The 26,339-nt window shown below is 67.0% G+C and carries 27 protein-coding genes and 1 pseudogene; 15 read left to right on the forward strand and 13 right to left on the reverse strand.

Features of this window, described 5'->3' with window-relative positions; all coding sequences use genetic code 11:
- Nucleotides 1-36: 36 nt before the first annotated feature.
- Nucleotides 37-987, reverse strand: a complete 951-nt coding sequence (hslO, locus tag C5F75_RS07450; RefSeq protein ID WP_059583351.1) for an Hsp33 family molecular chaperone HslO — start codon at nucleotides 985-987, stop codon at nucleotides 37-39.
- Nucleotides 988-1,012: 25 nt separating this feature from the next.
- Entirely contained in the window at nucleotides 1,013-1,537 is a 525-nt protein-coding gene (locus C5F75_RS07455) for a gamma carbonic anhydrase family protein (RefSeq protein WP_034183575.1), read from the reverse strand.
- 145 nt (nucleotides 1,538-1,682) lie between these two features.
- On the opposite strand from C5F75_RS07455, the gene C5F75_RS07460 reads away from it, so the two are divergent.
- The 10 genes from C5F75_RS07460 (at nucleotide 1,683) to C5F75_RS07505 (ending at nucleotide 10,744) form a co-directional block, all read left to right on the forward strand.
- Nucleotides 1,683-2,540: a ferritin-like domain-containing protein gene (locus tag C5F75_RS07460; protein ID WP_104012027.1), complete on the forward strand. Its 858-nt coding sequence runs from the start codon at nucleotides 1,683-1,685 to the stop codon at nucleotides 2,538-2,540.
- A 176-nt stretch (nucleotides 2,541-2,716) separates the two neighbouring features.
- The gene (locus C5F75_RS07465) at nucleotides 2,717-3,607 is read left to right on the forward strand and encodes an alpha/beta fold hydrolase (protein WP_059583355.1); all 891 of its coding nucleotides are present in this window, start codon (nucleotides 2,717-2,719) and stop codon (nucleotides 3,605-3,607) included.
- Nucleotides 3,608-3,689: 82 nt separating this feature from the next.
- Complete coding sequence (locus C5F75_RS07470; protein ID WP_041492088.1) at nucleotides 3,690-4,520, forward strand: 3',5'-nucleoside bisphosphate phosphatase; 831 nt, start codon at nucleotides 3,690-3,692, stop codon at nucleotides 4,518-4,520.
- 72 nt (nucleotides 4,521-4,592) lie between these two features.
- On the forward strand, nucleotides 4,593-5,225 hold the full coding sequence (locus C5F75_RS07475) for an L-threonylcarbamoyladenylate synthase (RefSeq protein ID WP_059583357.1): 633 nt from the start codon (nucleotides 4,593-4,595) through the stop codon (nucleotides 5,223-5,225).
- A gap of 47 nt (nucleotides 5,226-5,272) precedes the next feature.
- Nucleotides 5,273-5,935 (forward strand): site-2 protease family protein, encoded by a 663-nt coding sequence (locus C5F75_RS07480; RefSeq protein WP_059583358.1) that lies wholly within the window; start codon nucleotides 5,273-5,275, stop codon nucleotides 5,933-5,935.
- 8 nt (nucleotides 5,936-5,943) lie between these two features.
- Entirely contained in the window at nucleotides 5,944-7,146 is a 1,203-nt protein-coding gene (locus tag C5F75_RS07485; protein WP_006487046.1) for a tryptophan--tRNA ligase, read from the forward strand.
- Nucleotides 7,147-7,154: 8 nt separating this feature from the next.
- Nucleotides 7,155-7,757: a class I SAM-dependent methyltransferase gene (locus tag C5F75_RS07490; RefSeq protein WP_059583360.1), complete on the forward strand. Its 603-nt coding sequence runs from the start codon at nucleotides 7,155-7,157 to the stop codon at nucleotides 7,755-7,757.
- 46 nt (nucleotides 7,758-7,803) lie between these two features.
- On the forward strand, nucleotides 7,804-8,706 hold the full coding sequence (dapA, locus tag C5F75_RS07495) for a 4-hydroxy-tetrahydrodipicolinate synthase (RefSeq protein ID WP_059583362.1): 903 nt from the start codon (nucleotides 7,804-7,806) through the stop codon (nucleotides 8,704-8,706).
- Between the two features lie 111 nt (nucleotides 8,707-8,817).
- On the forward strand, nucleotides 8,818-9,963 hold the full coding sequence (gene bamC / locus C5F75_RS07500; RefSeq protein ID WP_059583363.1) for an outer membrane protein assembly factor BamC: 1,146 nt from the start codon (nucleotides 8,818-8,820) through the stop codon (nucleotides 9,961-9,963).
- Between the two features lie 4 nt (nucleotides 9,964-9,967).
- A complete protein-coding gene (locus tag C5F75_RS07505; RefSeq protein ID WP_059583365.1) occupies nucleotides 9,968-10,744 on the forward strand; it encodes an MBL fold metallo-hydrolase in 777 nt (258 codons plus the stop codon).
- Between the two features lie 114 nt (nucleotides 10,745-10,858).
- Here C5F75_RS07505 and C5F75_RS37020 read toward each other — a convergent pair whose 3' ends face one another.
- The 3 genes and pseudogenes from C5F75_RS37020 to C5F75_RS07520 form a co-directional block, all read right to left on the reverse strand.
- Nucleotides 10,859-11,122 (reverse strand): hypothetical protein, encoded by a 264-nt coding sequence (locus C5F75_RS37020; protein WP_021162672.1) that lies wholly within the window; start codon nucleotides 11,120-11,122, stop codon nucleotides 10,859-10,861.
- Nucleotides 11,052-11,298: pseudogene (locus C5F75_RS37495) on the reverse strand (hypothetical protein). The gene C5F75_RS37020 and the pseudogene C5F75_RS37495 overlap by 71 nt, the downstream one beginning before the upstream one ends.
- A 56-nt stretch (nucleotides 11,299-11,354) precedes the next feature.
- Nucleotides 11,355-12,575: a cupin domain-containing protein gene (locus C5F75_RS07520; protein ID WP_104012028.1), complete on the reverse strand. Its 1,221-nt coding sequence runs from the start codon at nucleotides 12,573-12,575 to the stop codon at nucleotides 11,355-11,357.
- 32 nt (nucleotides 12,576-12,607) lie between these two features.
- Between C5F75_RS07520 and C5F75_RS07525 the strand changes: the two genes are divergently transcribed.
- The gene (locus C5F75_RS07525) at nucleotides 12,608-13,150 is read left to right on the forward strand and encodes an FKBP-type peptidyl-prolyl cis-trans isomerase (RefSeq protein ID WP_059643952.1); all 543 of its coding nucleotides are present in this window, start codon (nucleotides 12,608-12,610) and stop codon (nucleotides 13,148-13,150) included.
- Here C5F75_RS07525 and C5F75_RS07530 read toward each other — a convergent pair.
- Entirely contained in the window at nucleotides 13,130-14,401 is a 1,272-nt protein-coding gene (locus tag C5F75_RS07530; protein ID WP_181035384.1) for a hypothetical protein, read from the reverse strand. The genes C5F75_RS07525 and C5F75_RS07530 overlap by 21 nt on opposite strands.
- Nucleotides 14,382-17,039, reverse strand: a complete 2,658-nt coding sequence (mutS, locus tag C5F75_RS07535) for a DNA mismatch repair protein MutS (RefSeq protein ID WP_059583370.1) — start codon at nucleotides 17,037-17,039, stop codon at nucleotides 14,382-14,384. Before mutS ends, C5F75_RS07530 begins: the two co-directional genes overlap by 20 nt.
- Before the next feature lie 344 nt (nucleotides 17,040-17,383).
- Here mutS and C5F75_RS07540 point away from each other — a divergent pair, with 344 nt between their 5' ends.
- Together C5F75_RS07540 and C5F75_RS36205 are read left to right on the forward strand one after the other, a co-directional pair.
- A complete protein-coding gene (locus tag C5F75_RS07540; RefSeq protein WP_059583372.1) occupies nucleotides 17,384-17,617 on the forward strand; it encodes a hypothetical protein in 234 nt (77 codons plus the stop codon).
- A gap of 112 nt (nucleotides 17,618-17,729) precedes the next feature.
- Nucleotides 17,730-18,176: a hypothetical protein gene (locus C5F75_RS36205; RefSeq protein ID WP_146075173.1), complete on the forward strand. Its 447-nt coding sequence runs from the start codon at nucleotides 17,730-17,732 to the stop codon at nucleotides 18,174-18,176.
- 407 nt (nucleotides 18,177-18,583) lie between these two features.
- On the opposite strand, the gene C5F75_RS07550 is transcribed toward C5F75_RS36205, so the two are convergent.
- Nucleotides 18,584-20,206, reverse strand: coding sequence for an NAD(P)/FAD-dependent oxidoreductase (locus C5F75_RS07550; RefSeq protein WP_060310075.1), 1,623 nt, complete (start codon nucleotides 20,204-20,206; stop codon nucleotides 18,584-18,586).
- A gap of 304 nt (nucleotides 20,207-20,510) precedes the next feature.
- Complete coding sequence (locus tag C5F75_RS07555) at nucleotides 20,511-21,314, reverse strand: inositol monophosphatase family protein (RefSeq protein ID WP_059608913.1); 804 nt, start codon at nucleotides 21,312-21,314, stop codon at nucleotides 20,511-20,513.
- A 282-nt stretch (nucleotides 21,315-21,596) separates the two neighbouring features.
- On the opposite strand from C5F75_RS07555, the gene C5F75_RS07560 reads away from it, so the two are divergent.
- Together C5F75_RS07560 and cysE are read left to right on the forward strand one after the other, a co-directional pair.
- The gene (locus C5F75_RS07560) at nucleotides 21,597-22,421 is read left to right on the forward strand and encodes an RNA methyltransferase (protein ID WP_104012030.1); all 825 of its coding nucleotides are present in this window, start codon (nucleotides 21,597-21,599) and stop codon (nucleotides 22,419-22,421) included.
- A 283-nt stretch (nucleotides 22,422-22,704) separates the two neighbouring features.
- On the forward strand, nucleotides 22,705-23,478 hold the full coding sequence (cysE, locus tag C5F75_RS07565; protein WP_059583378.1) for a serine O-acetyltransferase: 774 nt from the start codon (nucleotides 22,705-22,707) through the stop codon (nucleotides 23,476-23,478).
- 51 nt (nucleotides 23,479-23,529) lie between these two features.
- Here cysE and C5F75_RS07570 read toward each other — a convergent pair whose 3' ends face one another.
- The 4 genes from C5F75_RS07570 to C5F75_RS07585 all read right to left on the reverse strand — a co-directional run bounded on the left by C5F75_RS07570 (nucleotide 23,530) and on the right by C5F75_RS07585 (nucleotide 26,275).
- Entirely contained in the window at nucleotides 23,530-24,330 is an 801-nt protein-coding gene (locus tag C5F75_RS07570; RefSeq protein ID WP_089464936.1) for a UDP-2,3-diacylglucosamine diphosphatase, read from the reverse strand.
- A gap of 27 nt (nucleotides 24,331-24,357) precedes the next feature.
- The gene (locus C5F75_RS07575; protein ID WP_059583381.1) at nucleotides 24,358-24,849 is read right to left on the reverse strand and encodes a peptidylprolyl isomerase; all 492 of its coding nucleotides are present in this window, start codon (nucleotides 24,847-24,849) and stop codon (nucleotides 24,358-24,360) included.
- Nucleotides 24,850-24,937: 88 nt separating this feature from the next.
- Nucleotides 24,938-25,513, reverse strand: coding sequence for a peptidylprolyl isomerase (locus tag C5F75_RS07580; RefSeq protein WP_059583382.1), 576 nt, complete (start codon nucleotides 25,511-25,513; stop codon nucleotides 24,938-24,940).
- 39 nt (nucleotides 25,514-25,552) lie between these two features.
- Nucleotides 25,553-26,275, reverse strand: coding sequence for a tetratricopeptide repeat protein (locus tag C5F75_RS07585; RefSeq protein ID WP_181035386.1), 723 nt, complete (start codon nucleotides 26,273-26,275; stop codon nucleotides 25,553-25,555).
- Between the last annotated feature and the right edge of the window lie 64 nt (nucleotides 26,276-26,339).

Raw genomic sequence — 26,339 nt, forward strand, 5'->3', positions numbered from 1 at the left:
CCGGTGGCGGGCACGGGCGCTCGGCCCACGCGCGGCTCAGTGACGCTGGTCGGTCGCGGGCGCGATACCGGTTTCGACACCGGGCGCCGCGAACAGTTGCGCGACGTCGACCGGATCGAATTCATAGCGCTGGTTGCAGAATTCGCAGTGGATCTCGACGTGGCCGCGCTCGACGATCACGCTGTCGACTTCTTCACGACCGAGCATGCGCAGCATCGCACCGACCTTCTCGCGCGAACACGAGCACTGGAAGCGCGTGCCGGCCGGTTCGAAGTGCTGGACGTTTTCCTGCCAGAACAGCCGCCGGAACACCACTTCCGGTTCGACCTCCAGCAGTTCCTTCGCGGACAGCGTGCCGCCGAGGGTGCACACGCGTTCCCACGTGTCGATATCGGTTTCGGCGTTGCGCGGCACGATGCCGCCGTCGCCCGGCAGCTTCTGCAGCAGCATGCCGACCGCGCGGTCGCGATCGGCGGCGAGCCACAGCCGCGTGTCAAGCTGTTCCGAGTGGCGCATGTACTGCTCGAGCACTTGCGACACCGATTCGAGCGGGCCGTCGACGCCGTTCAGCGGCACGATGCCCTGATACGGCTGCTGACCCGGCAGCTTGTCGGCCGGGTCGAGCGTGATCACGCAGCGGCCGTGGCCGCTCGCGTTGACGAGCGACGCGAAGCGCGTGTCGTCGCCGATCGTCTGCGCGGCGTCACCCGAGAACTTCGCGGTCGCACGCATCGACAGATCGGACCCGCACTGGACGACCAGCATCTGGACCGGCCCGTCGCCGAAGATCTGCATGATCAGGGTGCCGTGAAATTTCAGGTTCGCGGACAGCAGCGCGCACGCGGCCATCATCTCGCCGAGCACTGTGCGCACGGGGGCAGGGTAGTCGCGGCGGGCGAGCACCTCCTGCCACGTGTTGCGCAGCGAAACGATCTCGCCGCGCACGGGCGCCGCATTGAACATGAATTTCTGTAACTGGTCGCTCACTCTTCTTCCTTGAAATCCGTGCGAATCACCCGATCCGCACGAGTTGCTCCTTGAAATGCGCGCGCCGCTCGACATACGTCTTCGCGTTTGCGCGCAGCCGCGCGATGTCTTCTGCCGACAGCTCGCGCACGACTTTCGCCGGTGCGCCGAGGATCAGCGAGTTGTCCGGGAACGTCTTGCCTTCCGTCACGACCGCGCCGGCACCAACCAGACAGTTGCGGCCGATGACCGCGCCATTCAAGACCACCGCCTGAATCCCGATCAGCGAACCTTCGCCGATCGTGCAGCCGTGCAGCATCGCCTGGTGCCCGATCGTCACGTTCTCGGCGATCGTCAGCGGAAAGCCCGGGTCGGTATGCAAAACGGCGCCTTCCTGGACGTTGCTGCCGGCGCCGACCGCAATCGTCTCGTTGTCGCCGCGAATCGTCGCGCCGAACCATACGCTCGCGTTTTCCTCGAGCACGACCTTGCCGATGATGGCCGCCGTATCGGCGACGAATACGCTTTCGTGGATCGTCGGGGCCGTATCGCCCAGCTTGTAGATCGTCACGGAGTCTCCTTGGTGATCTTCGATGACGGGCGCCGGTAGAATGGCGCGTCCGGTTTGCCCGGCGCCTGGCGCCGCGGAACAAACGCATATTGTAAACCGTCGCGTGCCTGTGCTCCCACGCCGCGTACGCAAGGTGTCCCTGTTTATGAGCATCGCGTCTTCTTCTTTCGGCACGGCGCCCGCCTGCGTGCGCAGCGTGGCGCTCGATGCGCTGCGAGCTGCCGAGCCGGCGGCGAAAGCCGCGCAGGTACGCGCGCTGCACGATGCGCTGCGGGCCGGGCAGGCCGCGATCGTGCCGTTGCTTCAACTGCGCGAACCGGCCGATCTGCCGGGGCGCCCGGCGCGGCCGCCGCTCGTCGAGCCGCGCGAGTTGCAGCGGCGCAGCATGCGATCGCCCGAAGGGCGCGTCGTGCTGCTGCACGCGCTCGCCCATATCGAGTTCAATGCGATCAACCTGGCGCTCGACGCGGTCTGGCGCTTCGCGGGCATGCCCGACGCGTTCTACGCGGACTGGCTGAAGGTCGCGGCCGAGGAGGCCTATCACTTCACGCTGCTGTCCGATCGTCTCGCGGCATTCGGGCATGCATACGGCGATTTTCCCGCGCACAACGGGCTGTGGGAGATGTGCGAGCGGACCAAGGGCGACGTGCTGGCGCGCATGGCGCTCGTGCCGCGCACGCTCGAGGCCCGCGGGCTCGACGCGTCGCCGCCGATCCGCGCGCGGCTCGTGCAGGCGGGCGACGATGCGTCGGCCGCGATTCTCGACGTGATCCTGCGCGACGAAATCGGCCATGTCGCGATCGGCAACCGCTGGTTCCGCCATCTGTGCGACGCAGCCGGGCGCGACCCCGTGCCGACCTATCGGCAGCTCGCCGAGCAGTACCACGCGCCGCGGCTGCGTGGCCCGTTCAATTTCGATGCGCGGCGCGATGCCGGCTTCGAGCAGGCCGAACTCGACGAACTGGCCGCGCAGGACGCGGTGGACGGGCGCCCCGCGCATTAGCCGGATCGCGTTGGCCGCGTCCGGGTGGGCGTGGGCCGGCTCGCGTGTCTCGCCGATGGTGTCTGCCGCCCGGCCCTCGAACGACCTCGCCGCTAGAGCGGCACCTCGATTGCCGGCCGCCGGAACCGGAGCGTCGCCGTTATAATCGAACGACCATTCTTTTTTTGGCGGCTGCGATGAGTGCCTCGAGTTCTGTTTCCGATTTCGTCACGGTGCGCGGCGTCCGGCTGCATGTGCGGCGCTGGGGCCGGCCCGACGCGCCGACGCTGTTCATGCTGCACGGCTGGATGGACGTCGCGGCGTCGTTCCAGTTCGTCGTCGATGCGCTCGCCGGCGACTGGCAGGTGATCGCGCCCGACGCGCGCGGCTTCGGGCTGTCCGACTGGCCGGTCGCGCGACAGGGCGGCGGTCACTACTGGTTCCACGAATACCTGGGCGACCTCGATGCGCTCGTCGACCGCTACGCACCGACCGGAGAGATCAACCTGGTCGGACACAGCATGGGCGCGAACGTCGTGTGCCTGTATGCCGGCGCGCGGCCGGAACGCGTGCGGCGCGTCGTCGACCTCGAAGGTTTCGGGCTCGCGCCGGCGCGAGCCGACCAGGCGCCGCGCCGACTGCGCGGCTGGCTCGACGAACTGCGCGAGCCGCCCGCGCTGCGGCCGTACGCCTCGCTCGACGACGTGGCGGCGCGCCTGATCAAGACCAATCCGCGGCTCGACCCGCGCCGCGCCGCGTTTCTGGCCGCCCACTGGTCGAAACGCGGCGACGACGGCCTCTACCATCTGCTGGCGGACCCGGCGCACAAGATGCCGGGCCCGCTGCTGTACCGGCTCGACGAAGTCATGGCGATCTGGAAGCAGGTGCGTGCGAAGGTGCTGCACGTCGAGGCCGTCAATTCGCCGACGCTTGCGCACCTTGCCGGCGACATCCCGTTGCCCGAATTCAAGGCGCGCTTCAATGCATTCCCCGACTGGCGCGAGAAGCTCGTCGAGGATGCCGGCCACATGGTGCATCACGACCAGCCCGAGCAGATCGCGGCGCTGATCGAGGCGTTCTGCGCATAGGCGCGTGGCGCCGGCGGCAGGGCACGCGGGCGGCGCAATTGCGGCGTTGCAGTAGAATGAGGCCTTACCTGCGATGCTGATAATGAACGCCGATCTCCACTGCCATTCCAATGTTTCCGACGGGTTGCTGTCGCCTGCCGACGTCGCGCGCCGCGCGCATGCGGGCGGCGTGACCCTGTGGGCGCTGACCGACCACGACGAGATCGGCGGCCAGGCGGCGGCGCGCAGCGAGGCGGAAGCGCTCGGCATGCGCTACCTGAGCGGCGTCGAGATTTCGGTCACGTGGGCGTCGCGCACCGTGCACATCGTCGGTCTGAACATCGATCCCGCCCATCCGGCGCTGGTCGACGGCCTGTACCGCACGCGCCACGGCCGCGCGGCGCGCGCGCTGGCGATCGCGGAGCAGCTCGCGACGCTCGGCATTCCCGGCGCCTACGAAGGCGCGCTGAAATACGTGTCCAATCCCGACCTGATCTCGCGCACGCACTTCGCCCGCTTTCTCGTCGAAAACGGCCATGCCGAGTCGACGTCCGACGTGTTCGACCGCCTGCTGGGCGACGGCAAGCCCGGCTTCGTCCCGCATCGCTGGGCGTCGCTGTCCGACGCGGTCGGCTGGATCCGCGCGGCAGGCGGCGAAGCGGTGGTCGCGCATCCGGGCCGCTATCGCTATACGCCGGTCGAATTCGACGCGTTCTTCGGCGAGTTCATCGATCTCGGCGGCCGCGCGATCGAGGTCATCACGGGCAGCCACACGCCCGACCAGTACCGCGAATACGCGGACGTCGCGCGCCGCTTCGGCTTCGAAGTATCGCGCGGCTCGGATTTCCATGCGCCGGGCGAGGGCCGCATCGAGCTCGGCAGCCTGCCGCCGCTGCCGCCCGACCTGACGCCGGTCTGGGAGCGCTGGCTCTGACGCCGGGCGGCTTCGGGCCGCCCGTGTCGCCGCCGTTGCGCGCATCCGACTTCTCCCTCTTTACGTGTCCCCATGTCCCAGTTCTTCAGGATTCATCCGGATAATCCGCAGCCGCGCCTGATCAAGCAGGCGGTGGAGATCGTCAGCAAGGGCGGCGTGATCGCGATGCCGACCGATTCGAGCTATGCGCTCGCGTGCCATCTCGACGACAAGGACGCGGTCGAGCGCGTGCGCCGGATTCGCGGCCTCGACGAAAAGCAGCATCTGTCGCTGCTCGTGCGCGACCTGTCGGAGCTCGCCAATTTCGCGATGGTCGACAACCGCCAGTACCGGCAGATCAAGTCGGTGACGCCGGGCCCGTACGTGTTCATCCTGCAGGCGACGAAGGAAGTGCCGCGCCGGCTGTCGCACCCGTCGCGCAAGACGATCGGGCTGCGCGTGCCCGATCACGCGATCACGCTCGCGCTGCTGGAGTCGCTCGGCCAGCCGCTGCTCGGCACGACGCTGATCCTGCCGCCGGACGACGAACCGCTGAACGATCCCGAGGAAATCCGCACGCGGCTCGAGAAACAGGTCGACCTCGTGATCGACGGCGGCGCGTGCCCGCGCGAGCCGTCGACGGTGATCGACCTGACCGGCGATGCGCCCGAACTCATCCGCGCGGGGCGCGGCTCCCTCGAACCCTTCGGGCTCTCGGCCGCATGACGCGCCGTGCCATTTTTGCGCGAGTGCGCTTGTTACAATAACGCGATATGGATGCTTCCCTGATACAGACCATCGCCGTCTACGCGCTACCCGTGATCTTCGCGATCACGCTGCACGAGGCCGCGCATGGCTATGCCGCGCGTCTGCTCGGCGACAATACCGCCTATGCGATGGGGCGCGTGTCGTTCAATCCGATGCGTCACATCGATCCGCTCGGCACGATCGCCATTCCGCTCGCGATGTACTTCCTCACCGGCGGCGCGTTCCTGTTCGGCTATGCGAAGCCGGTGCCGGTGTCGTTCGGCAACCTGCGCAATCCGCGCTGGGGCAGCCTGTGGGTCGCGCTCGCGGGCCCGGCCTGCAACTTCGTGCAGGCGCTCGTCTGGGGCGTGCTGACCCTCGTGCTGCCGGCCGTCGGCGTCGACGAGCCGTTCTTCACGCGCATGGCGTTGGCCGGCGTCAGCGCGAACCTCGTGCTCGGCGTGCTGAACCTGTTTCCGCTGCCGCCGCTCGACGGCGGCCGCATCCTGGCGGCGCTGCTGCCGACCCGGCAATCGATCGCGCTGTCGCGCATCGAGCCGTACGGTTTCATCATCGTCCTCGTGCTCGTCACGACGGGCGTGCTGACGAACTTCTGGCTGCGTCCGCTCGTCAATGTCGGCTATGCCGTGCTGAGCGCCATCCTGTCTCCCTTCGCCTCGCTTTTCTAACGACAATCATGTTCCCAGAACGTATTTTCTCCGGCATGCGACCCACCGGATCGCTGCACCTCGGTCATTACCACGGCGTGCTGAAAAACTGGGTGAAGCTGCAGTCCGAGTACCCGTGCTTCTTCTGCGTCGTCGACTGGCATGCGCTGACGACGCACTACGAGACGCCCGAGGTCATCGAGAAGAACGTATGGGACGTGCTGATCGACTGGCTCGCGTCCGGCATCGATCCGGCGCAGGCGACGCTGTTCATCCAGAGCAAGGTGCCCGAGCACGCGGAACTCGCGCTGCTGCTCGGCATGAGCACGCCGCTCGGCTGGCTCGAACGCGTGCCGACCTACAAGGAGCAGATGGAGAAGCTGAAGGACAAGGACCTGTCCACCTACGGCTTCCTCGGCTACCCGGTGCTGATGGCCGCCGACATCCTGCTGTATCGCGGCTCGCTCGTGCCGGTCGGCGAGGATCAAGTGCCGCACGTCGAGATGACGCGCGAGATCGCGCGCCGCTTCAACTACCTGTACGGCCGCGAGCCCGGTTTCGAGGAGAAGGCGCTCGAAGCCGCGAAGAAGCTCGGCGGCAAGCGCGCGAAGCTCTATCACGAGCTGCGCAACGCGTATCAGCAGGAAGGCGACGACGAGGCGCTCGAACAGGCGCGCGCGATGCTGCAGGAATCGCAAAGCCTGTCGATGAGCGATCGCGAGCGCCTGTTCGGCTATCTCGAAGGCGCGCGCAAGATCATCCTGGTCGAGCCGCAGGCGCTGCTGACCGAGGCGTCGCGGATGCCGGGCCTCGACGGGCAGAAGATGTCGAAGTCGTACGGCAACACGATCGGCCTGCGCGAAGACGCCGAGACGATCACGAAGAAGGTCCGCACGATGCCGACCGATCCCGCGCGCGTGCGCCGCACCGATCCGGGCGATCCCGACAAGTGCCCGGTGTGGCAGCTTCACCAGGTCTACACGGACGAAGCGACGCACGAGTGGGTGCAGAAGGGCTGCCGCTCGGCGGGCATCGGCTGTCTCGACTGCAAGCAGCCGGTCGTCGAGGGCATCCTGCGCGAACAGCAGCCGATGCTCGAGCGCGCGCAGAAGTACATGGACGACCCGTCGCTGCTGCGTGCGATCGTCGCGGACGGTTGCGACAAGGCGCGCAAGTACGCGACGGAAACGATGCGCGACGTGCGCGACGCGATGGGCCTGTCGTACAACTGATCCGGCGCATGAGCGAATCCGTCATCGCCGCCGCGGGCGGCCACGTCGGCCAGGCCGAGCCGTCGCGCTGGGTCGCGCAATGGGCGCGGCTCGTGCCGGCCGGCGGTGCGGTGCTCGACGTTGCCGCCGGCGGCGGCCGCCATGCACGCTGGTTCGCGTCGCGCGGCCATCCGGTCGTCGCGCTCGACCGCGATCCGGTCGCACTGGCCGCGTTGCGCGCGATTGCCGGCGTCGACGCCCGCGTGGCCGATCTCGAAGGCGCGCCATGGCCGCTGTCGGCCGACGAGCGGTTCGCGGCCGTGATCGTTACGAACTATCTGCATCGCCCGCTCTGGCCCCATCTATTCGATGCCGTGGCGCCGGGCGGTGTGCTGGTCTACGAAACCTTCGCGCAAGGAAACGAAACGGTCGGGAAGCCGTCCAACCCCGCGTTCCTGCTCGCTCCGGGCGAGTTGCTGGACGCCGTGCGCGGGCACCTGCGGGTGGTCGCATACGAGGACGGTTTCGTCGCCGCGCCGCGCGAGGCGTTCGTCCAGCGTCTTTGCGCGGTGCGCGAGGGCGCGACCCCGAAGGCGGGGGCGGGAATTCCACGTTACGAACTGCCCGGCTAATCCGCTACAATCTCAACGTTTACCGGTACACAATCAATCGCGTTTCATGGCTAACGGCACCCAAGACGGCATTCAAATCCGCGGCAGCATCCCCGCGATCGTCACCCCGATGCTCGAAGACGGCAGTCTCGACCTGCCGGCGTTTCGCAAACTGATCGACTGGCACATCGCGGAAGGCACCGATGCGCTCGTCGTCGTCGGTACGAGCGGCGAGTCGGCAACGCTCAACGTCGAAGAGCACATCCTGATGATCCGCACGGCGGTCGAGCATGCGGCGAAACGCATCCCGATCATCGCGGGCGCGGGCGGCAATTCGACCGCCGAGGCGATCGAGCTGACGAAGCACGCGAAGGCCGTCGGCGCGGACGCGACGCTGCAGGTCGTGCCGTACTACAACAAGCCGACGCAGGAAGGCATGTACCGCCACTTCCGGACGATCGCCGAAGCGGTCGACCTGCCGGTGATCCTGTACAACGTGCCGGGCCGGACGGTCGCGGACATGGCGCACGAGACGACGCTGCGCCTCGCGGAAGTCCCGGGCATCATCGGCGTGAAGGAAGCGACCGGCAACATCGATCGCGCCGCGCACCTGATCAAGGCCGCGCCGAAGCATTTCGCGATCTACAGCGGCGACGATCCGACCGCGATCGCGCTGATGCTGCTCGGCGGCCACGGCAACATCTCGGTGACCGCGAACGTCGCGCCGCGCGCGATGAGCGAGCTGTGCCGCGCGGCGCTGGCCGGCGACGTGCAGACGGCCCGCACGCTGCACATGAAGCTGCTGTCGCTGCACAAGAACCTGTTCATCGAAGCGAACCCGATCCCGGTGAAGTGGGCGCTGCAGGCGATGGGCAAGATGCAGGGCGGTATCCGGCTGCCGCTCACGGCGCTCGACGAGCGCTGCCACGATGCCGTGCGTTCGGCCCTCGTCGAGGCCGGCGTTCTCTGATGGCAAGGCGGCCGCGTCCTGCGGCCGCCGGCTCGACCCCTGATCAACCCGCACCGGCCGGCTCCGTCCGGCGCCGCTCCTGACGAGCGTTCTAGCAAGACGAAGGATTTCATGAAACGTTTCGCCTTTTCCTCTCGCGCCATCCAGTTGTCGGTGGTGGCGCTGGCGCTGGGCGCGCTCGCTGGCTGCGATACGCTGAACGATTACCTGGCCCCCGACCGGGTCAACTACAAGAACACCGGTTCGGCGCCGCCGCTCGCGGTGCCGAGCGACCTGAAGCCGGTGCCGACGACGCAGCAGTTCGTCGCGCCGCCGACCAACGCCGGGCTCGGCACGCTGCCGCCGCGGGCCACGACGAAGGCCGGCAACGCGACCGACGGCATCCCGAGCGCGCAGGATCCGCTCGGCATGCACATCGAGCGCGACGGCGACCGCCGCTGGCTCGTCGTCGACGGCCGCACGCCCGAGCAGCTGTGGCCGATCCTGAAGGAGTTCTGGCAGGAGAACGGCTTCTCGCTGAAGACCGATGCGCCGTCGACGGGCATCATGGCCACCGACTGGGCCGAGAACCGCGCGAACATTCCGGACGACTGGTTCCGCCGCACGATCGGCAAGGTCATCGATTTCGCGTATTCGTCGGGTACGCGCGACCGCTTCCGCACGCTCGTGAACCGCACGCCGGACGGCAACACCGACATCTCGATCACGCACAGCGCGATGGAAGAAATGATGGTCGGCCCGCAGGGCGGCACGTCGTCGCGCTGGGAAGAGCGGCCGCGCAACCCGGTGCTCGAAGCCGTGTTCCTGTCGAAGCTGATGCAGAAGTTCGGGCTGACCGACGCGCAGGCAAAGCAGTTGCTGACCGATGCGCGCCCCGCGACGGCGCCGGCGCAGGTCAGCGACACGAGCGGCGGCGCGGCGACGCTGCAACTGGCCGAGTCGTTCGATCGCGCCTGGCTGCGCGTGGGCCTCGCGCTCGACCGGACCAACTTCACGGTCGACAATCGCGACCGCGAGAAGGGCGTGTACACCGTGCGCTATGCGAATTCGATGGAAGAGCTCAAGCGTGACGGCCTGTTCGGCAAGCTGTTCTACGGCGGCCCGTCGGCGGCGAAGCCGGGCAAGGAGTTCCTCGTCAACGTGCGCGCCCAAGGCACCGGCGGCACGCAGGTCGCGGTGATCGGCGCGAATGGCCAGATCGACAACTCGTCGGACGCGCAGCGGATCATCTCGCTGCTGCACGCGCAACTGAACTGAACGCGTGCGATTCGCCAGCCTCGGAAGCGGCAGCGAAGGCAACGCGCTGGTCGTCGAGGCCTCGAGCGGCACGACGACCACCCGCGTGCTGCTCGACTGCGGCTTTTCCGCCAAGGAGGTCGAGCGCCGGCTCGGCCGACTGAATCTCTGCATCGCCGATCTCGATGCGATCCTCATTACCCACGAACACAGCGACCACGTCGGCAGCGCGCTGACGCTCGCGCGCCGCGCGTCGCTGCCGCTCTACATGAGCTGGGGCACCGCGCGCGCGGTCGGCGCGGACGAGGCCGATGTCGATCTGCACGTGCTGTGGGGCGACGAGACGGCCGCGATACGCGATCTGGCCGTGATGCCCTATACGGTTCCCCACGATGCGCGGGAACCGCTCCAGTTCGTGTTCATGGACGGAAGCCGACGGCTCGGCGTGCTGACGGACGTCGGGATGGCCACGCCGCACATCACGGCCGTCCTGAGCGGCTGTGACGCGCTGGTGCTCGAATCCAACCACGATACCGCGATGCTGGCCGCCAGCCGCTATCCGCAGTCGCTGAAGGCGCGGATCGGCGGCAACCACGGCCACCTAAGCAACGACGCGGCGGCCGACATCCTCGCGTCGCTCGAACGCAGCCGTCTCCAGCACCTGGTCGCGGCCCATCTGAGCCAGCAGAACAATCTGCCGGAACTGGCTCGCCAGGCGTTTGGCGGCGTGCTCGGGACGGACGGGGAAGACGTGATCGTGGCCTCGCAGGACGCGGGTTTCGACTGGTTGACGCTCGGATGAGCAGCGCGGGGCCGCCGCGGCGGCCCGAAGCGACTGCTGGGCGCTCGATTCCAAAGCGGCAGACGTAAAAAAACCGGCCCTCGGGCCGGTTTTTTTTCAGCTGACGCTGAAGGCTTACTGGCTTGCGCCCGAAGCCGGAGCAGCCGTCGCTGCCGAAGCAGCCGACGCCACTGCAGCAGCAGCGTCGCTCGCAGCAGCCGTTGCCGACGAAGCAGCAGCCGAAGCGTCGCTCGCAGCACCAGCAACTGCCGAAGCAGCCGACGAAGCAGCAGCAGCCGCGTCGCTTGCAGCCGACGAAGCAGCTTGATCAGCGCTCTTGTTGCAAGCAGCCAGTGCAACAGCAGCCAACAGGGAAGCTACGAGGAGGGATTTCTTCATGATCACGTCCTTTTATGGTTAAAGGTAAGCAACAGCGCGAAACAATACCGGTAATGTGCTCCAACACCGACCTGGGCCGCTGGTGGAGATGCACTTCTTAGAGCGTGAATCTTCCCTACGGCTTGGGCGGAAATTATATGCACTTTCCTATCGACCGTCGACAAATGCGGGGTCAATACGTTGTCTTTCCCATACAGAATTTGATCTGTACGGGCATACGGGGCGACTCACACTAATTCCGGCATCCGACCCGTATCCAGCCCGCACGATACCACTCGTGCAACAAGGCTGTCATCGAGGGAACCCGGGATAGTGTTACAAACCGTTTCGCCTCCATCTGGCGTTGATTGGCCAGTTCGGGCAGCCATTCACCGGCTTGCTCGAGTGGTCCTTCCTCGCCATTAATGAAGTACGAGCGCGCGTTATACATCAATGCGGCCCTTCTGTCGAGACGCACGCCACGGCGTGATGCCTGCGTGACGAACGCCGCCTCGGACAGCGGGCGCTCGGGCGGGTCGAAAACGACGTTCGATTTGGGCTCGCTCAGGTAGCAGCCGAGGAATTCGGCGACGTCGCGCTTGCGCCAGCGGATCGCGTCGACGATCTCGGCGACACGTTCGACCATGGCCGGCGGCAGTTGCGCGGGCGCATCGACGGCCGGCTGCTTCGGATCGCGGTAGAGATCGTCGCCGCCCGCGTCGCGCAGGCCGCCGCGCTCCGCAAGGTAGTACAGGAACTGGGCGCCCAGCTCGCCCGCGGACGGGGCCCGGAAGCCGATCGAGCAGGTCATGCACTCGCCCTCGGCGACGCCGTCATGCGCGATGTGCGGTGGCAAATACAGCATGTCGCCGGGCTCCAGCACCCATTCGTCGCTCGGCTCGAAGTTTTCGAGGATCTTCAGCGGCACGTCCGGCTGCAGCGACAGATCCTTCTGCGCGCCGACCCGCCAGCGGCGCCGGCCCTCGACCTGCAGCAGGAATACGTCATACGAATCGAAGTGCGGGCCGACGCCGCCCCCGTCCGTCGCGTACGAGATCATCAGGTCGTCCAGCCGCGCGTCGGGGATGAAGCGGAAGCGGTCGAGCAGCGCGCGCGCCGCGTCGACGTGCAGATCGAGCCCCTGCACGAGCAGGGTCCAGGATTTGCGCGTAACGGCGGGCAGCGCGTCGGGCTCGAACGGACCGTGCGCCAGTTGCCACTTGTTACGAAAATGGGTGATCAATCGCGATTCCGCGTCATAGTCGGCGGCGAGCTCGAACAATGCATCGCGCGTGACCGGCGACGCGACGCCGGGAATCGCCTGGCGGATCAGCAGCGGCTTCTTTTGCCAGTAGCCGCGCATGAATTGCGCCGGCGTAAGGCCGCCGAGCAGCGGCGTGGGAAGATCGGTGGGCGGCGCGCCGAGCGGGGCGGCAGCGGCTTGCCGCGGTTCGGCTTGAGACCGGTTGCGCATCGTATAATGAGACTTGTATTTGGGAGAATTGGATGAAAATCGCAAAAAACACCGTCGTGTCGGTCACTTACAAGCTGTCGGACACACAGGGCAACCTGATCGAGGAAAGCGACGAGCCGATGGTCTATCTGCACGGCGGCTATGATGGCACGTTCCCCAAGATCGAGGAACAGCTCGACGGCCACGAGGCGGGCTACCAGGCGCAGATCCAGCTCGAGCCGCAGGACGCGTTCGGCGACTACGATCCCGAACTCGTGAAGATCGAGCCGCGCGACCGTTTTCCCGAGCCGCTCGAAGTGGGCATGCAGTTCGAAGGCACGCCGGAAGACGGTGACGAGGAAGTCGACTCGCTGATCTATACGGTCACCGATATCGCCGAAGACAAGGTCGTGCTCGACGGCAACCACCCGCTGGCGGGCATGGCGCTGCGTTTCGCGCTGACCGTGAAGGACGTGCGCGAAGCCACCGAAGACGAAATCGAGCACGAGCACGCGCATGGCGCGGAAGGGCTCGAGATCCTCGACGAGGACGACGACGAAGACGGCGAAGCGCCGTCAGGGCGCACCCTGCACTGAGCTTGCCGGCAGGCCCGGCACCGGCCCCGATGCAGGGGGCGGTGCCGGCCACGACGCGCCGCCCGGTGCGGCGCCGTCGCCCTGCAACGGCGGCGCGACCGACGACGCATCGGGCAGCGCCGGCAGCGCGGGGATTTCCGGCATCTGCGGCAGCGGCACGTCGTCGCGCGGCACGAGCGGCAGCGTGGGCGGCACCGGCAGATTCTTCGGTACTTCCTGCAGGCTCACGTTGAAGATCGTCTGCCGTGCCGGCGATACGCTTACCTTCACCCACTGATTCCCCGGATGGCGCGGTCCGATCGCGACGCGCGTCACGTTTCCTACCAGCTTACCGTCGTCGCCATGCAGCGGACGGTCGATCAGAAAGCCGTTCGCCAGCGGTTCGCCGCTCGCGTGCACCACCAGTATCGGGCCCCGGAACGCCCCCGCGGCCTTCACCAGCGTTCGTTTCAGCTCGCGGAAGCCGTCGCGCACGCGCGGCCGGTTGAAGCGCAGCCACGCGAAGCGCTCCGAGCGTTCATAGCGTTCGAACTGCGGATCGCCTTCGAAAATCACGACCATCGCGCGCGCTTCGCGCCGCTTCGCATATTCGGCCGCGTGGTCGATCCAGAAGCTGTTCGCGATCACGCGGTCCTCGAATTCGCCGTTGCGGCCGCCCGCCGTCAAATAATGGTTGTTCGGCGCCGGCACGTTGAGCGCGACGTAGACGATGTCGTCGCGCATCCAGCGTGCGTTCTCGCGATACGGCCGAAACCGTGCGACTTCGCTCTCCCGCGTAATCTGCAGCGCACGCGGGTCGGGCAGCGCGGAATCGGCGAGCAGCGTCTGCCGGAGGAAATCGAGCCGCTCGACCGGGTCGTAGCCGCCTCCCGCCGCGGTGTTGCAGGCGATCCAGTCGTCGTGGCCGGGAATGAACACGAGCGGCACGCGCGCCGAATCCAGGATCGCGCCGCGCTGCGAATACAGCGTGTCGCGGCATGCTTCCTTCGAGCCTTTGAGATCGCCCGCATAGACGACGAACGCGAGGTTGCGCTCCCGTGCGATCGCATCGAGCAGCCGCTGCGCGGCCGGTTCGTCCGCCGGGGCGTTGATGACGCCCGACACGACCGCGAACGAATAGGGCGCGGCGCTGCGCTTGGGCGGCGCGGCCAGCGCACCGGCCTGCGCGAACGCAAGAACCGCCGCGACGAGCGCGGCGGCGGCGCGGGCCGGCAGGCCCCGCGCAATGCGCTTACGCGTGCCCGTCGGCATCGTGCGACCGGACCAGCGTGCGCAGTTCGTACAGCAGGTCGAGCGCCTCGCGCGGCTTGAGATCGTCGGGATCGATGTCGCGCAGTTTTTCGAGCGCCGGGTGCGGCGTGTCGGGCAGCGCCGGCGCATCCGCGCATTCGAGATCGTCGACGGCCGCCGGCGGCGCGCTGAAGAGATCGAGTTGCGGCGTGTGCTGGGAGGCCGACTGCTGTTCGAGATACGCGAGGTGCTTGCGTGCGGCGCGGATCACCGGCGCCGGGACGCCCGCGAGCTGCGCGACCTGAAGACCGTAGCTCTGGTTCGCCGGGCCTTCGTTGACCGCGTGCAGGAACACGATGCCGTGGCCGTGCTCGACCGCCGACAGATGGACGTTGGCCGCTTGCGGGAATTCGGCCGGCAGTTGCGTCAGCTCGAAGTAGTGCGTCGCGAACAGCGTGTAGCACGCGTTGTGCGCCAGCAGGTGGCGCGCGATGGCCCAGGCGAGCGCGAGGCCGTCGAAGGTCGACGTGCCGCGGCCGATCTCGTCCATCAGCACCAGGCTTTGCGGCGTCGCGTCGTTGAGAATCGCCGCGGCCTCGGTCATCTCGACCATGAAGGTCGAGCGGCCGCCCGCGAGATCGTCGGCCGCGCCGATGCGCGTGAAGATCCGGTCGATCGGGCCGAAGCACGCGGACTTCGCCGGCACGTAGCTGCCGACGTACGCCATCAGCGCGATCAGTGCGGTCTGCCGCATGAACGTCGACTTACCGCCCATGTTCGGCCCGGTGATCAACAACAGCTTGCGCTCGGGGCCGAACCGGCAGTCGTTCGCGATGAACTGCTCGACCTGCGCTTCGACGACCGGATGGCGCCCCTGTTCGATTTCGATGCCGATCTCGTCGGTGAAGGTGGGCGCGACCCAGTCGAGCGCGCGTGCACGTTCGGCGAAGGCGGCGAGCAGGTCGAGCTCGGCGAGGGCCGAGGCGACGCGCTGGCATTCGGGGATGAACGGCAGCAGCGCCTGCAGCACCGAGTCGTACAGCGCGCGCTCGCGCGCCAATGCGCGTTCCTGCGCGGACAGCGCCTTGTCCTCGAAGGTCTTCAGTTCCGGCGTGATGTAGCGCTCGGCGTTCTTCAGCGTCTGGCGGCGGCGGTAGTCGTCGGGCACCTTGTCGGTCTGGCCGCGCGTGACCTCGATGTAGAAGCCGTGCACCTTGTTGTATTCGACGCGCAGGTTCGCGATGCCGGTGCGCGCGCGCTCGCGCGCTTCGAGGTCGATCAGGAACTGCCCGCAGTTCTCCGAAATGTCGCGCAGCTCGTCGAGCTCGGCATCGTAGCCGCGCGCGATCACGCCGCCGTCGCGCACCATCGCGGCCGGCTCGGTGGCGATCGCGCTCGTCAGCAGGTCGAGGCATTCGGCGGGCGGCGCGAGCGCCGCGTCGACGCGCGCGAGCGCATCCGCGTTCGCGACGATCGCGCCGATGCGCTCGCGCAGCGCCGGCAGCGCGGCGAACGTGTCGCGCAGGCTCGACAGGTCGCGCGGGCGCGCGGACAGCAGCGCGAGCCGCCCGGTGATCCGTTCGACGTCGGCGATCTGGCGCAGTGCGCTGCGCAGCGCATCGAGGCTCGCGCTGGCCGGCGCATCGAGCAGCGCGCCGATTGCCTGCTGGCGCGACTGCGCGGCGACCGATGCGCGCGGCGGATGATGCAGCCAGTGACGCAGCAGGCGGCTGCCCATCGTCGTGCAGCAGGTGTCGAGCAGCGAATACAGCGTGGGCGACTCGGTGCCGCGCAGCGTCTCGGTCAGTTCGAGATTGCGGCGCGTGGCCGGATCGAGCCCGATGTATTCGGTTTCGTTCTCGACCTTCAGGCTGCGCACGTGCCGCAGTTGCTGGCCTTGCGTGGCCGCGGCATAAAGCAGCAGCGCGCCGGCCGCGCCGCACGCACTCGTCAGCGAATGCGCGCCGAAACCGTCGAGGCTCGCGACGTCGAGCTGGTCGCACAGACGCTGCGTGCCCGATGCGATGTCGAAGTGCCAGGCCGGCACGCGCTTGGTTGCGCCCGCGCCGGCGGGAATGGCGTCGGTTGCCCCGTCAGGCGTCAGGATTTCGGCCGGCCGGATGCGTTCGAGCGCGGCGGCGAGCTGCTCGGGCTCGATTTCGGCGAGCCGCAGCGCACCGCTCGCGAGGTTCAGCCACGCGAGGCCGATGTTGACCGCGACGCCGCGCTTGTTGTGGCCGGTGCACATCGCGAGCAGGTAGACGTCGTTCTTGTCGGACAGCAGCGCGGCATCGGTCAGCGTGCCGGGCGTGACGACGCGCACGACCTTGCGCTCCACCGGGCCCTTCGACGTGGCCGGATCGCCGATCTGCTCGCAGATCGCGACCGATTCGCCCATCTTCACGAGCTTCGCCAGATATTGCTCGACCGCGTGATGCGGGACGCCGGCCATCTTGATCGGCGTGCCGGCCGACGCGCCGCGCTGCGTGAGGGTCAGGTCGAGCAGGCGTGCCGCTTTTTCCGCATCCTCGAAGAACAGCTCGTAGAAGTCGCCCATCCGGTAGAAGACGAGCGTGTCCGGATGATCGGCCTTGATGCGCAGGTACTGCTGCATCATTGGAGTGTGGCCTGCGAAGGCTTCGGGCGACAGCGTGGTCATAGGTCAGGCATGAAGTTGTTGCTTGGGTTGCCCGAGTTTACCAGTGGCTTCGACGTGAACGCGCGAAGTTGGCCGTTTGGCCAGCTGTAGGGGGACTCGGCAGCGTCAGGGGCCTGTCCTGCCTCACGCGCGTAGCGCTGCGGGCACAACCCGCCACATAGTGCTAACCCCGACACGCCAGTTGCGGTCGACAGTCTAGATTGTGACTGTAGGGGTTCATTGATCGAGCATCGGACGTTCTGTCCATTTCCTCGATATGTCGACCGGAGACCGCTACGTGAACGAATCGATCTACCGCGTCATTTTCGGCTTTGTCGTGATCTGCTGACCGTGACGGAGGATATATGACGCATCCTTTGTACGAATTGCTTAGCAACCTGGACGAACGCCGCCTCTTTTATACATTGGGCCGGCATCGCCCGGACACCATTCTGATTTCCATAACTGTGCCAGGCGAGCGTATCGAGATCGACGTGTTCGACGATGGACATATGGAAATGTCCCGCTTTTCCGGAGATGAGAGTGTAATTGACGAGCAGCAAATAATTTTGAAGGCTATCGAGGAAGCGTCCGAGTGAAAGGGGGGCGACAACGCGCAACGCGACCACTTCCCGTTGGACGACTCTGCTAGATCGCCTAGATTATGACTGTTTGGGTTCGTCGATAGCCAGGGACGCATCAGGGGGCGGTGTGCTTCTTGAAATTATCAATCACGGTTCAGTGAGGCTACAAATGAGACCAGAGTCACGCGCAAATGCTTACGCGATCATGGGCCTGGGATCTACCTTGCTGGGTAGCTATGCATTGGAGCGCACTATTGCGTACTTTGGCATCACTGGTGATTCAGTAGGAGGAGTAGCGTTTGGGGGCGCGGGTATTTGCTTATTCGTTGTCGCGGTTGCCCACTTCTACATGGCAATTGGATACAGATTTGGTCGCCTTGAAGCAGTCGAAGGAAGCCCGGAAAGTGCAACCCTGAAAGCAGAGGTGGGTGTTGTTGCTAAGGCGGTTAAAATTCGTTTCTTGCGAAGGCCGGATGCTAGAAATTCGATTTCAGAACGAGGCACTCGCTACATCTTCTTCATCGGTAATGGCCGGCCGTGGGTTTGTCCAGAATCTAGATTCTTGATGGACTGAGCTAATGGCTTCTCAAAACAGCAGGCGTAAGTCTTGGCGTAGGTTTTTTTCGCTGACCCGCGTCAGATAAGGCGCAGGTACTGCTGCATCATCGGAGTGTGGCCTGCGAAGGCTTCGGGCGACAGCGTGGTCATAGGTCAGGCATGAAGTTGTTGCTTGGGTTGCCCGAGTTTACCAGTGGCATCGACGTGAACGCGCGAAGTTGGCCGTTTGGTCGACTGCCGGCGCTGTCTTGCAGCGGCAGCCGAGTTCGCGCGGTCGCTCGCGAGCGCTTCCCACGAGGCACCGAAGAAGGGCGCATGGCCGTGGGCGGCGCGTCTTTCGCCCTTCCGAAGCGTTGCAACGAGCGGGGCGGGCCCGGCGGCGCTCGGCTGGCGAGCCTGCGCGCGCCGACCCCGTGCCGCTAATCAGGACGCGTGCCCCGACGTCAGGCTGAGCGCGACCGCTTGCGCGACTTCGATACCGTCGATCGCCGCCGAATAGATGCCGCCGGCATAGCCGGCGCCTTCGCCGGCCGGATACAGGCCTTCGACGTTCATGCTCTGGTAGTCGTCCTTGCGCCGAATCCGGATCGGCGACGACGTACGCGTCTCCACGCCGGTGAGCACGGCATCGTGCATCGCGAAGCCGGCGATCTTCTTGTCGATCTCGGGCAGCGCTTCGCGGATCGCTTCGATCACGTAGTCCGGCAGCGCGGTACTGAGATCGGTCGGCGTCACGCCGGGCTTGTACGACGGCTCCACCGCACCGAGCGACGTCGACGGCCGGCCCGCGATGAAGTCGCCGACCAGCTGGCCGGGCGCGCGGTAATCGCCGCCGCCGAGTTCGAACGCGCGCGTTTCCCATTTACGCTGGAACGCGATGCCGGCGAGCGGGCCGCCCGGATAGTCGTCCGGCGTGATGCCGACGACGATGCCCGCGTTCGCATTGCGCTCGGCGCGGGAATACTGGCTCATTCCGTTGGTGACCACGCGGCCGGGCTCCGAGGTCGCGGCGACCACCGTGCCGCCCGGGCACATGCAGAAGCTGTAGACCGCGCGCCCGTTGCTTGCGTGGTGGACCACCTTGTAGTCGGCTGCGCCGAGCTGCTTGTGGCCCGCGAACTTGCCGAAGCGGCTGCGATCGATCACGCCTTGCGGATGCTCGATCCGGAACCCGAGCGAGAACGGCTTGGCTTCGATATAGACGCCGCGGTCGTGCAGCATCTGGAACGTATCGCGCGCGCTGTGGCCCACGGCCAGCACCACGCGGTCGCACCGCAATGTTTCCCCGTTCGACAGCTTGAGCGCGCGCACCTTGCCCTGGTCGATTTCGATGTCGTCGACACGGGTTTCGAAGCGCACTTCGCCGCCGAGTTCGTGGATCGACGCGCGCATTTTTTCCACCATGCTGACGAGGCGGAACGTGCCGATGTGCGGGCGGCTCAGGTACAGGATGTCGTCGGGTGCGCCGGCCTTGACGAATTCGTCCAGCACCTTGCGGCCATAGTGGTTCGGATCCTTGATCTGGCTGTACAGCTTGCCGTCGGAAAACGTTCCCGCGCCGCCTTCGCCGAACTGCACGTTGGATTCGGGATTGAGCACGCTCTTGCGCCACAGGCCGAAGGTGTCCTTGGTGCGCTCGCGCACGGCCTTGCCGCGTTCGAGGATGATCGGACGGAACCCCATCTGCGCGAGGATCAGCCCTGCGAACAGCCCGCACGGGCCCATGCCGATGACGACCGGGCGCAGGAAATCGGCGTGCTCGGGCGCCTTGGTGACGAAGTGGTACGTCATGTCGGGCGTCACGCCGCAATGCGGCTTGCCGGCGATGCGCTCGAGCGCGGCCGCCTCGTCCTTGACTTCGACGTCGACGATATACGTGAGCTTGATGTCGGCACGCTTGCGCGCGTCGTGCGCGCGGCGGAACACGGTGTAACGGAGCAACCCGTCTGGCGCCACGCCGAGCTCAGCGAGGCGCGCGCGAATCGCGGCCTCGAGTGCGCTCTCGGGGTGGTCGAGGGGGAGTTTGATTTCGCTTAGCCGTAACATGGGGACTCGGATGCGATTGCCACGGCGCCGTGGCGGTGTTGATACAGGCGGGGCCGGCATGCTGGCGGCCTCGTTCGCCGCGCGCGCATGCCGGACGCAAACCATTCGCCGTCGTTGCGGCAGAAGCGGAGCGAGCGGCAATACGCCGACCCGCACGCGCCGCGCGAGCAACTTCAGGATAGGCGCACGAAGCGATCCGTGTGCACGGAAGATTTATCCGTGCGCCAGACGATCGGCGCGCCATCGTGACGATGCCGCGCGAGCGGTTTGCGCGAAAGCCGCGCCACGCGGGCGCGGCCCGGGCTTACTCCGCTGCCGGATGCACGCGGCTGTAGCGGTTCAGGATCGGGATCATCTGCGCGTAGATCTTCGGGTTCGCGGCGACGATCTCGTGGCGGTGCAGGAAATCGGCGTCGCCCGTGTAGTTGCCGACGAGGCCGCCGGCCTCCGTGATCAGCAGGCTGCCCGCCGCCATGTCCCACACGTTGATGCCTTGCTCGAAGAACGCGTCGAGGCGGCCGGCCGCGACGTTCGCGAGATCGAGCGCCGCCGCGCCCGGGCGGCGCAGGCCCGTGCAGGCCTGCGTCATTTCGGTGAAGAGGCGCGCGTAGGCGTCGAGGCCGTCCTTCTCGCGGAACGGGAAGCCCGTGCCGACCAGCGCGTCCGACAGGCGGTCGCGGCGGCCGACGCGGATGCGGCGGTCGTTCAGGTACGCGCCGCGGCCGCGGGTGGCCGTGAACAGGTCGTTCTTGTTCGGATCGTAGACGACGGCCTGCGTGACGACGCCCTTGTGCTCGAGCGCGATCGAGACGCAGTAGTACGGGAAGCCGTGGATGAAGTTGGTCGTGCCGTCGAGCGGATCGATGATCCACTTGAATTCGGATTCGTTCTCCGATTCGCCCGATTCCTCCGCGAGGATCGCGTGATCGGGGTAGGCGGTCTTCAGCGTCTCGATGATCGCGTCTTCGGCGGCCTTGTCCACTTCGGTGACGAAGTCGTTCTGCTGCTTCTTGCGGATCTCGATCAGGTCGAGATCGAGGGACGCGCGATTGATGATCTGTCCGGCGCGGCGCGCAGCCTTGACAGCAATGTTGAGCATGGGATGCATGAGCCTGGATCCTGTAGCCGGCGGCACGGGGCCGCCACGAAGTGGGACAACCGCCCGGAACGGCGCAAGCGTGCCGGGGCGAGGTGAGACGCGAATTGACAAAGAGCGGGGTACGACCCGCGCTGCGCCGGGCGCAACGCGTAAAGGCATGATTTTACCCGATTTTCGGCGGTTTCAGGCGACCGGCATGCGGGGAAACCCCCACTGGCCGTCCGGACGAGTGGGTTTGCGCGGGCGATGGCGATACCATACGGCCATTCTGATGAACCGAGTCGTATCGTAGTGGAAACCCCGCAGAACACCGCCGCGCCGTCCGAATCGGGCGCAGCCTCGTCCGCGCCGCCGTCCGGCGGCTTCACGTCCACCCGCTTCGTGCTCGTCGAGCCGAGCCATCCCGGCAACGTCGGGGCGGCTGCCCGCGCGCTGAAGACGATGGGCTTCTCGCGCCTCGTGCTGGTCGCGCCGCGCGTGCCGCACGTGCAGCGCGACCCCGAGGCGATCGCGATGGCCAGCGGCGCGGACGACGTCCTCGCGTCCGCGCATGTCGTGCCGACGCTCGGCGAAGCGCTGTCCGGCGTTCACTGGTCGATCGCGTTGACCGCGCGCACGCGCGAATACGGGCCGCCGCGTCTTGCACCGCGCGCGGCCGCCGCGCAGGCGAGCGCGCAGGTCGGCGCGGGCGACATCGCGCTCGTGTTCGGCAACGAGCGCACCGGTCTCGCGAACGAGCATGTCGACCAATGCAGCGCGCTCGCGCATATTCCGGCCAACCCGGCCTACAGTTCGCTGAACCTCGCGCAGGCCGTGCAGGTGCTCGCGTACGAGTTGCGCGTCGCGTTTCTCGAGCAGGCGAGCGAGCCGTCGGCGCAGCCGCCGGCCGAAGCCGGCACGCTCGCGCAGAGCGACGAGATCGAGCGGATGTACGTGCACCTCGAGAACGCATTGATCGCGCTCGACTTCCTCGATCCGCGCAATCCGAAGAAGCTGATGCCGCGGCTGCGGCGCCTGTTCGCGCGCACCGGCCTCGAGCGCGAGGAGGTCAATATCCTGCGCGGCATCGCGAAGCACATCCTGCTGAAGTCGGGCAAGCCGGGCGGCGACGCGTAAGCGGCCGACGCTCCGATTGCCGGGCGCGGGGAATCCGGTGGCAGGCCGTGCCTCGACCCACCGGAAGCGTCGAAGCTTCTATTTCTCCGACCGACCCACCCTGCAAACGCCGCCACGGCAAGCGTCCCGGTCGAATACCCGCGCCGACGGCGGGGTGAACGCGCGGCCGCGTGCGGCCGCGCGCGACTGGCCCTACAATCGCCGGACATCATAAGCAAATGACCCGGTGCGATAACGGCCGGCATTGCCGGCGATGCGCGCCGGCCTTTTCCCAGACCACATCATGTTCACGAGACTGCGCGAAGACGTTGCAACGATTCGCGAGCGGGATCCCGCCGCTCGCAGTGCGTGGGAAGTGCTGACCTGTTATCCGGGGCTGCACGCGCTCGTGCTGCACCGATTCGCGCACGCATGCTGGCGCGCGAAACGCTACTGGCTCGCGCGGTTCGTGTCGCAGGCCGGCCGGTTCCTGACCGGAATCGAGATCCATCCCGGCGCGACGATTGGCCGGCGCGTGTTCATCGATCACGGCATGGGTGTCGTGATCGGCGAGACGGCGATCATCGGCGACGACTGCACGATCTATCAGGGCGTGACGCTGGGCGGTACGTCGCTCACGCGCGGCGCGAAGCGCCACCCGACGCTCGAGGCCGGCGTGATCGTCGGTGCCGGCGCGAAGGTGCTTGGCGGTTTCACGGTCGGCGCGGGCGCGAAGATCGGCTCGAACGCGGTGGTCGTCAAGCCGGTGCCGGCGGGGGGCACGGCGGTGGGCAACCCGGCGCGCATCGTGATGCCGGCGCAGCCGAAGCCGCAGGCCGAGCGTGCGGCGTTCAGCGCATACGGGATCACGCCGAACGCCGACGATCCGATGTCGCTCGCGATTCACGGTCTGATCGATCACGCGGCGAAGGAAAGCCGCCGCGTCGACGAGATCGTCGCGGCGCTCGAGCGGCTCGGCACGCATCTGGAAACGCTGCAGGGCGCCGACGCGGCGCGCCTCGACCTGCGCAGGCTGTCGGCGGTGCTCGAAGGCAAGACGGTCGAACGCCAGACGTAACGAACGCGATCGACACCGATCGCTGCCGTCAGTGCGATAGCAGCGGCGGCGTCAGTCGAGCGGCATCGGGTGGATGCCTTCCGCGTCGACGCGCAGGTAGCCGCCGCGCGGCGTGCCGTGATCGAGATCCCAGTCGGGCAGCACCCAGCGGATCCCGCCCGGCTCCGCGTGGCGCGCGGGGCGGTGCGTGTGGCCGTGAATGATCACGCTCGCGCGGCTCTTCCGGAACAGCGCGGCCACGCCTTCTTGCGTGACGTCGTAGATGGCCGACGCAGGGCGCATGCGGCCCGCTTCGCTGCTCGAGCGCATGCGCTGCGCCAGCGCGCGGCGCCACCGGAACGGCCACGCGAGAAACAGCCATTGCGCGACGCGGTTGCGCGCGAAGCGACGGAACACCTGGTAGCCGCGGTCGGCCGTGCATTGCGCGTCGCCGTGCGCGAGCACGATGCGCTGGCCGAACGCCATGATCAGCGAAGGGTCGGGCAGCAGCATCGCGCCGGCGGCCTTCATGAAGCGCCGGCCGAGCAGGAAATCGCGGTTGCCGTGCATCACGTAGAGCGCGATGCCGCGTTCCGAGAACGTGTGCATCAGCGCGGCCATGCGTGCGGCGAACGGATCGTCGTCGAGGACGTCGTCGCCGATCCAGTATTCGAACAGGTCGCCGAGGATGAACACCGAATCGGCGCTGTCGGCGGTGTATTTGACGAAATGCTCGAACGCGGCGACCGTCTTCGGAATCGCCTCGCTCAGGTGCAGATCGGACAGAAACAGGAACGGGCGTGCGGCTTGCGCGTACTCGCGCTCGCCCGGCACGCCCGCGGAGACGCTTCGCGGCGGACTCTCCTGCAACATCGAAGTGCCTCCGTAACGGCGGGTGCGTCAGACCACCACGGCCTTTTCGATCACGACGTCGTCGGTCGGCACGTCCTGATGGAAGCCGGCGTTGCCCGTCTTGACGCCCTTGATCTTGTCGACCACGTCCTGGCCTTCGACGACCTTGCCGAACACCGCGTAGCCCCAGCCCTGCGGCGTCGGCGACGAGTGGTTCAGGAAGTCGTTGTCGTTCACGTTGATGAAGAACTGGGCGGTCGCCGAGTGCGGATCGTTCGTGCGCGCCATCGCGATCGTGTAGTTGTTGTTCTTCAGGCCGTTGTTCGCCTCGTTGTCGATCGGCGCGTCGGTCGGCTTCTGCTTCAGGCCCGGCTCGAAGCCGCCGCCCTGGATCATGAAGCCGTTGATCACGCGATGGAACACGGTGCCGTCGTAATGGCCCTTCTTCACGTAGTTCAGGAAGTTCTCGACCGTCTTCGGTGCCTTCGCGGCGTCGAGCTCGAGCTTGATCACGCCGTGGTTCGTGTGCAGTTCAACCATGATGAATTCCTTCGGTGAGGCAGTTTAAATGGCACGCGGCCGGTCGTGCGACGCGGCCGCGTGAGGCGCCGGACGTGCCGGCAGGTGCTTACTTCGAGACGATGCTCGCCGATTCGATCACGACCGGTTGCGCCGGTACGTCCTGCATCGGGCCGCGCGAGGTCGTCGCCACGCCTTCGATCTTCTTCACGACGTCGAGTCCCGACACGACCTTGCCGAACACCGCATAGCCGTTGCCGTCCGGGTTCGGGTAGTCGAGGCCGCCGTTGTCGACAGTATTGATGAAGAACTGCGCGGTGGCCGAATTCGGGTCGCTCGTGCGGGCCATCGCGATCGTGCCCGTCAGGTTCTTCAGACCATTGCGGCTCTCCAGCGGGATCGGCGCGCGGGTCGGCTTTTCCTCGAAGTTGGTCTTGTAGCCGCCGCCCTGGATCATGAAGCCCTTGATCACGCGATGGAAGATCGTGCCGTTGTACTGGCCGGCCTTCACGTAATCGAGGAAGTTGGCGACCGACTTCGGCGCCTTCTCCGGGTAGAGCTCGACGCGGATGTCGCCCTGCGAGGTCTTCAGCTGCACGACGGGGTGCGCGGTGGCCGATTGCGCGAATGCGGGCGCGGTCGCGAGAAGGGCGGCGCCGCCAAGCGCCAGCAACAGACGTTTCATTGCGATCCTCAGGTTGGGAGGGAAGGAAGGCCGCGCCGCTTAGCGCGACGGCGCGACGTACGGCGCCGCCAGTGCGCCCGACGGACCGCTGAACTGGAACGTCGGCGACATCGGCAGCGTGGTGGTGCTCACGTTCGCGGCGGCGCGCTCGCTGTAATCGCGCGTGGCGGGCGTCGTCGCGCGCGCGTTCGGCGCGGCTTTCGACGGCGACACGATTTTCTGCAGATCGGCGAGGCGCTGCGCGGTCGCGCCGCTCGTGCGGCCGAGCGATTGCGCGCGCTTGTACGATTCGGCCGCGAGGCGCAGGTAGAGATCGCCGAGGTTCTCGTACGCGAGCGTGTAGCTCGGGTTCGACTGCGTCGCGGTGACGAGCGCGGTGCGCGCTTCGTCATAGCGGCCGTGCTTCGCGTAGAGCGCCGCGAGGTTGTTGTACGGCTCGGGCAGCTCGGGGTACGCCTGCGTGATCGCGACGAACTGCTGGATCGCGTCGTCGTCGCGGTTCAGGCGGGCCAGCACGGTGCCGCGCTTGAACTGCGCCTGCACGTCGTGCGGGTTCGACGCGATGCGCGCGTCGAGCTGCGCGAGCGCCTGCTTCCACTGCTTGCCGCCGATCGACGCGTCGATTTCGGGCGTGCCGTCGGCGACCGCCGGGGCTTTCTGCGCATGCGCCGCGGGTGCCGCGAAAAGCGTCAGCGCGACGCCCATGACGGTGGTCGCAACGAGGGTCGCAGCGCTCGGCGCGCGGCCGCGATGAGGTTTCATAGGCGTAAATCGGAATGTTATACTCCGAGCCATTCTAACAAAACGTCTGCGCGTTCCGGCGAGC

It is taken from the genome of Burkholderia anthinoferrum (genome assembly GCF_002925705.1).
Taxonomy (GTDB): domain Bacteria; phylum Pseudomonadota; class Gammaproteobacteria; order Burkholderiales; family Burkholderiaceae; genus Burkholderia; species Burkholderia semiarida.

Coding starts and splice junctions, on each gene's coding strand:
- C5F75_RS07460 (WP_104012027.1), top strand. CDS start 1,683: ATGAGCATCGCGTCTTCTTCTTTCGGCACGGCGCCCGCCTGCGTGCGC.
- C5F75_RS07465 (WP_059583355.1), top strand. CDS start 2,717: ATGAGTGCCTCGAGTTCTGTTTCCGATTTCGTCACGGTGCGCGGCGTC.
- C5F75_RS07470 (WP_041492088.1), top strand. CDS start 3,690: ATGAACGCCGATCTCCACTGCCATTCCAATGTTTCCGACGGGTTGCTG.
- C5F75_RS07475 (WP_059583357.1), top strand. CDS start 4,593: ATGTCCCAGTTCTTCAGGATTCATCCGGATAATCCGCAGCCGCGCCTG.
- C5F75_RS07480 (WP_059583358.1), top strand. CDS start 5,273: ATGGATGCTTCCCTGATACAGACCATCGCCGTCTACGCGCTACCCGTG.
- C5F75_RS07485 (WP_006487046.1), top strand. CDS start 5,944: ATGTTCCCAGAACGTATTTTCTCCGGCATGCGACCCACCGGATCGCTG.
- C5F75_RS07490 (WP_059583360.1), top strand. CDS start 7,155: ATGAGCGAATCCGTCATCGCCGCCGCGGGCGGCCACGTCGGCCAGGCC.
- dapA (WP_059583362.1), top strand. CDS start 7,804: ATGGCTAACGGCACCCAAGACGGCATTCAAATCCGCGGCAGCATCCCC.
- bamC (WP_059583363.1), top strand. CDS start 8,818: ATGAAACGTTTCGCCTTTTCCTCTCGCGCCATCCAGTTGTCGGTGGTG.
- C5F75_RS37020 (WP_021162672.1), bottom strand. CDS start 11,122: ATGAAGAAATCCCTCCTCGTAGCTTCCCTGTTGGCTGCTGTTGCACTG.
- C5F75_RS07520 (WP_104012028.1), bottom strand. CDS start 12,575: ATGCGCAACCGGTCTCAAGCCGAACCGCGGCAAGCCGCTGCCGCCCCG.
- C5F75_RS07525 (WP_059643952.1), top strand. CDS start 12,608: ATGAAAATCGCAAAAAACACCGTCGTGTCGGTCACTTACAAGCTGTCG.
- C5F75_RS07530 (WP_181035384.1), bottom strand. CDS start 14,401: ATGCCGACGGGCACGCGTAAGCGCATTGCGCGGGGCCTGCCGGCCCGC.
- mutS (WP_059583370.1), bottom strand. CDS start 17,039: ATGACCACGCTGTCGCCCGAAGCCTTCGCAGGCCACACTCCAATGATG.
- C5F75_RS07540 (WP_059583372.1), top strand. CDS start 17,384: ATGACGCATCCTTTGTACGAATTGCTTAGCAACCTGGACGAACGCCGC.
- C5F75_RS07550 (WP_060310075.1), bottom strand. CDS start 20,206: ATGTTACGGCTAAGCGAAATCAAACTCCCCCTCGACCACCCCGAGAGC.
- C5F75_RS07555 (WP_059608913.1), bottom strand. CDS start 21,314: ATGCATCCCATGCTCAACATTGCTGTCAAGGCTGCGCGCCGCGCCGGA.
- cysE (WP_059583378.1), top strand. CDS start 22,705: ATGTTCACGAGACTGCGCGAAGACGTTGCAACGATTCGCGAGCGGGAT.
- C5F75_RS07570 (WP_089464936.1), bottom strand. CDS start 24,330: ATGTTGCAGGAGAGTCCGCCGCGAAGCGTCTCCGCGGGCGTGCCGGGC.
- C5F75_RS07575 (WP_059583381.1), bottom strand. CDS start 24,849: ATGGTTGAACTGCACACGAACCACGGCGTGATCAAGCTCGAGCTCGAC.
- C5F75_RS07580 (WP_059583382.1), bottom strand. CDS start 25,513: ATGAAACGTCTGTTGCTGGCGCTTGGCGGCGCCGCCCTTCTCGCGACC.
- C5F75_RS07585 (WP_181035386.1), bottom strand. CDS start 26,275: ATGAAACCTCATCGCGGCCGCGCGCCGAGCGCTGCGACCCTCGTTGCG.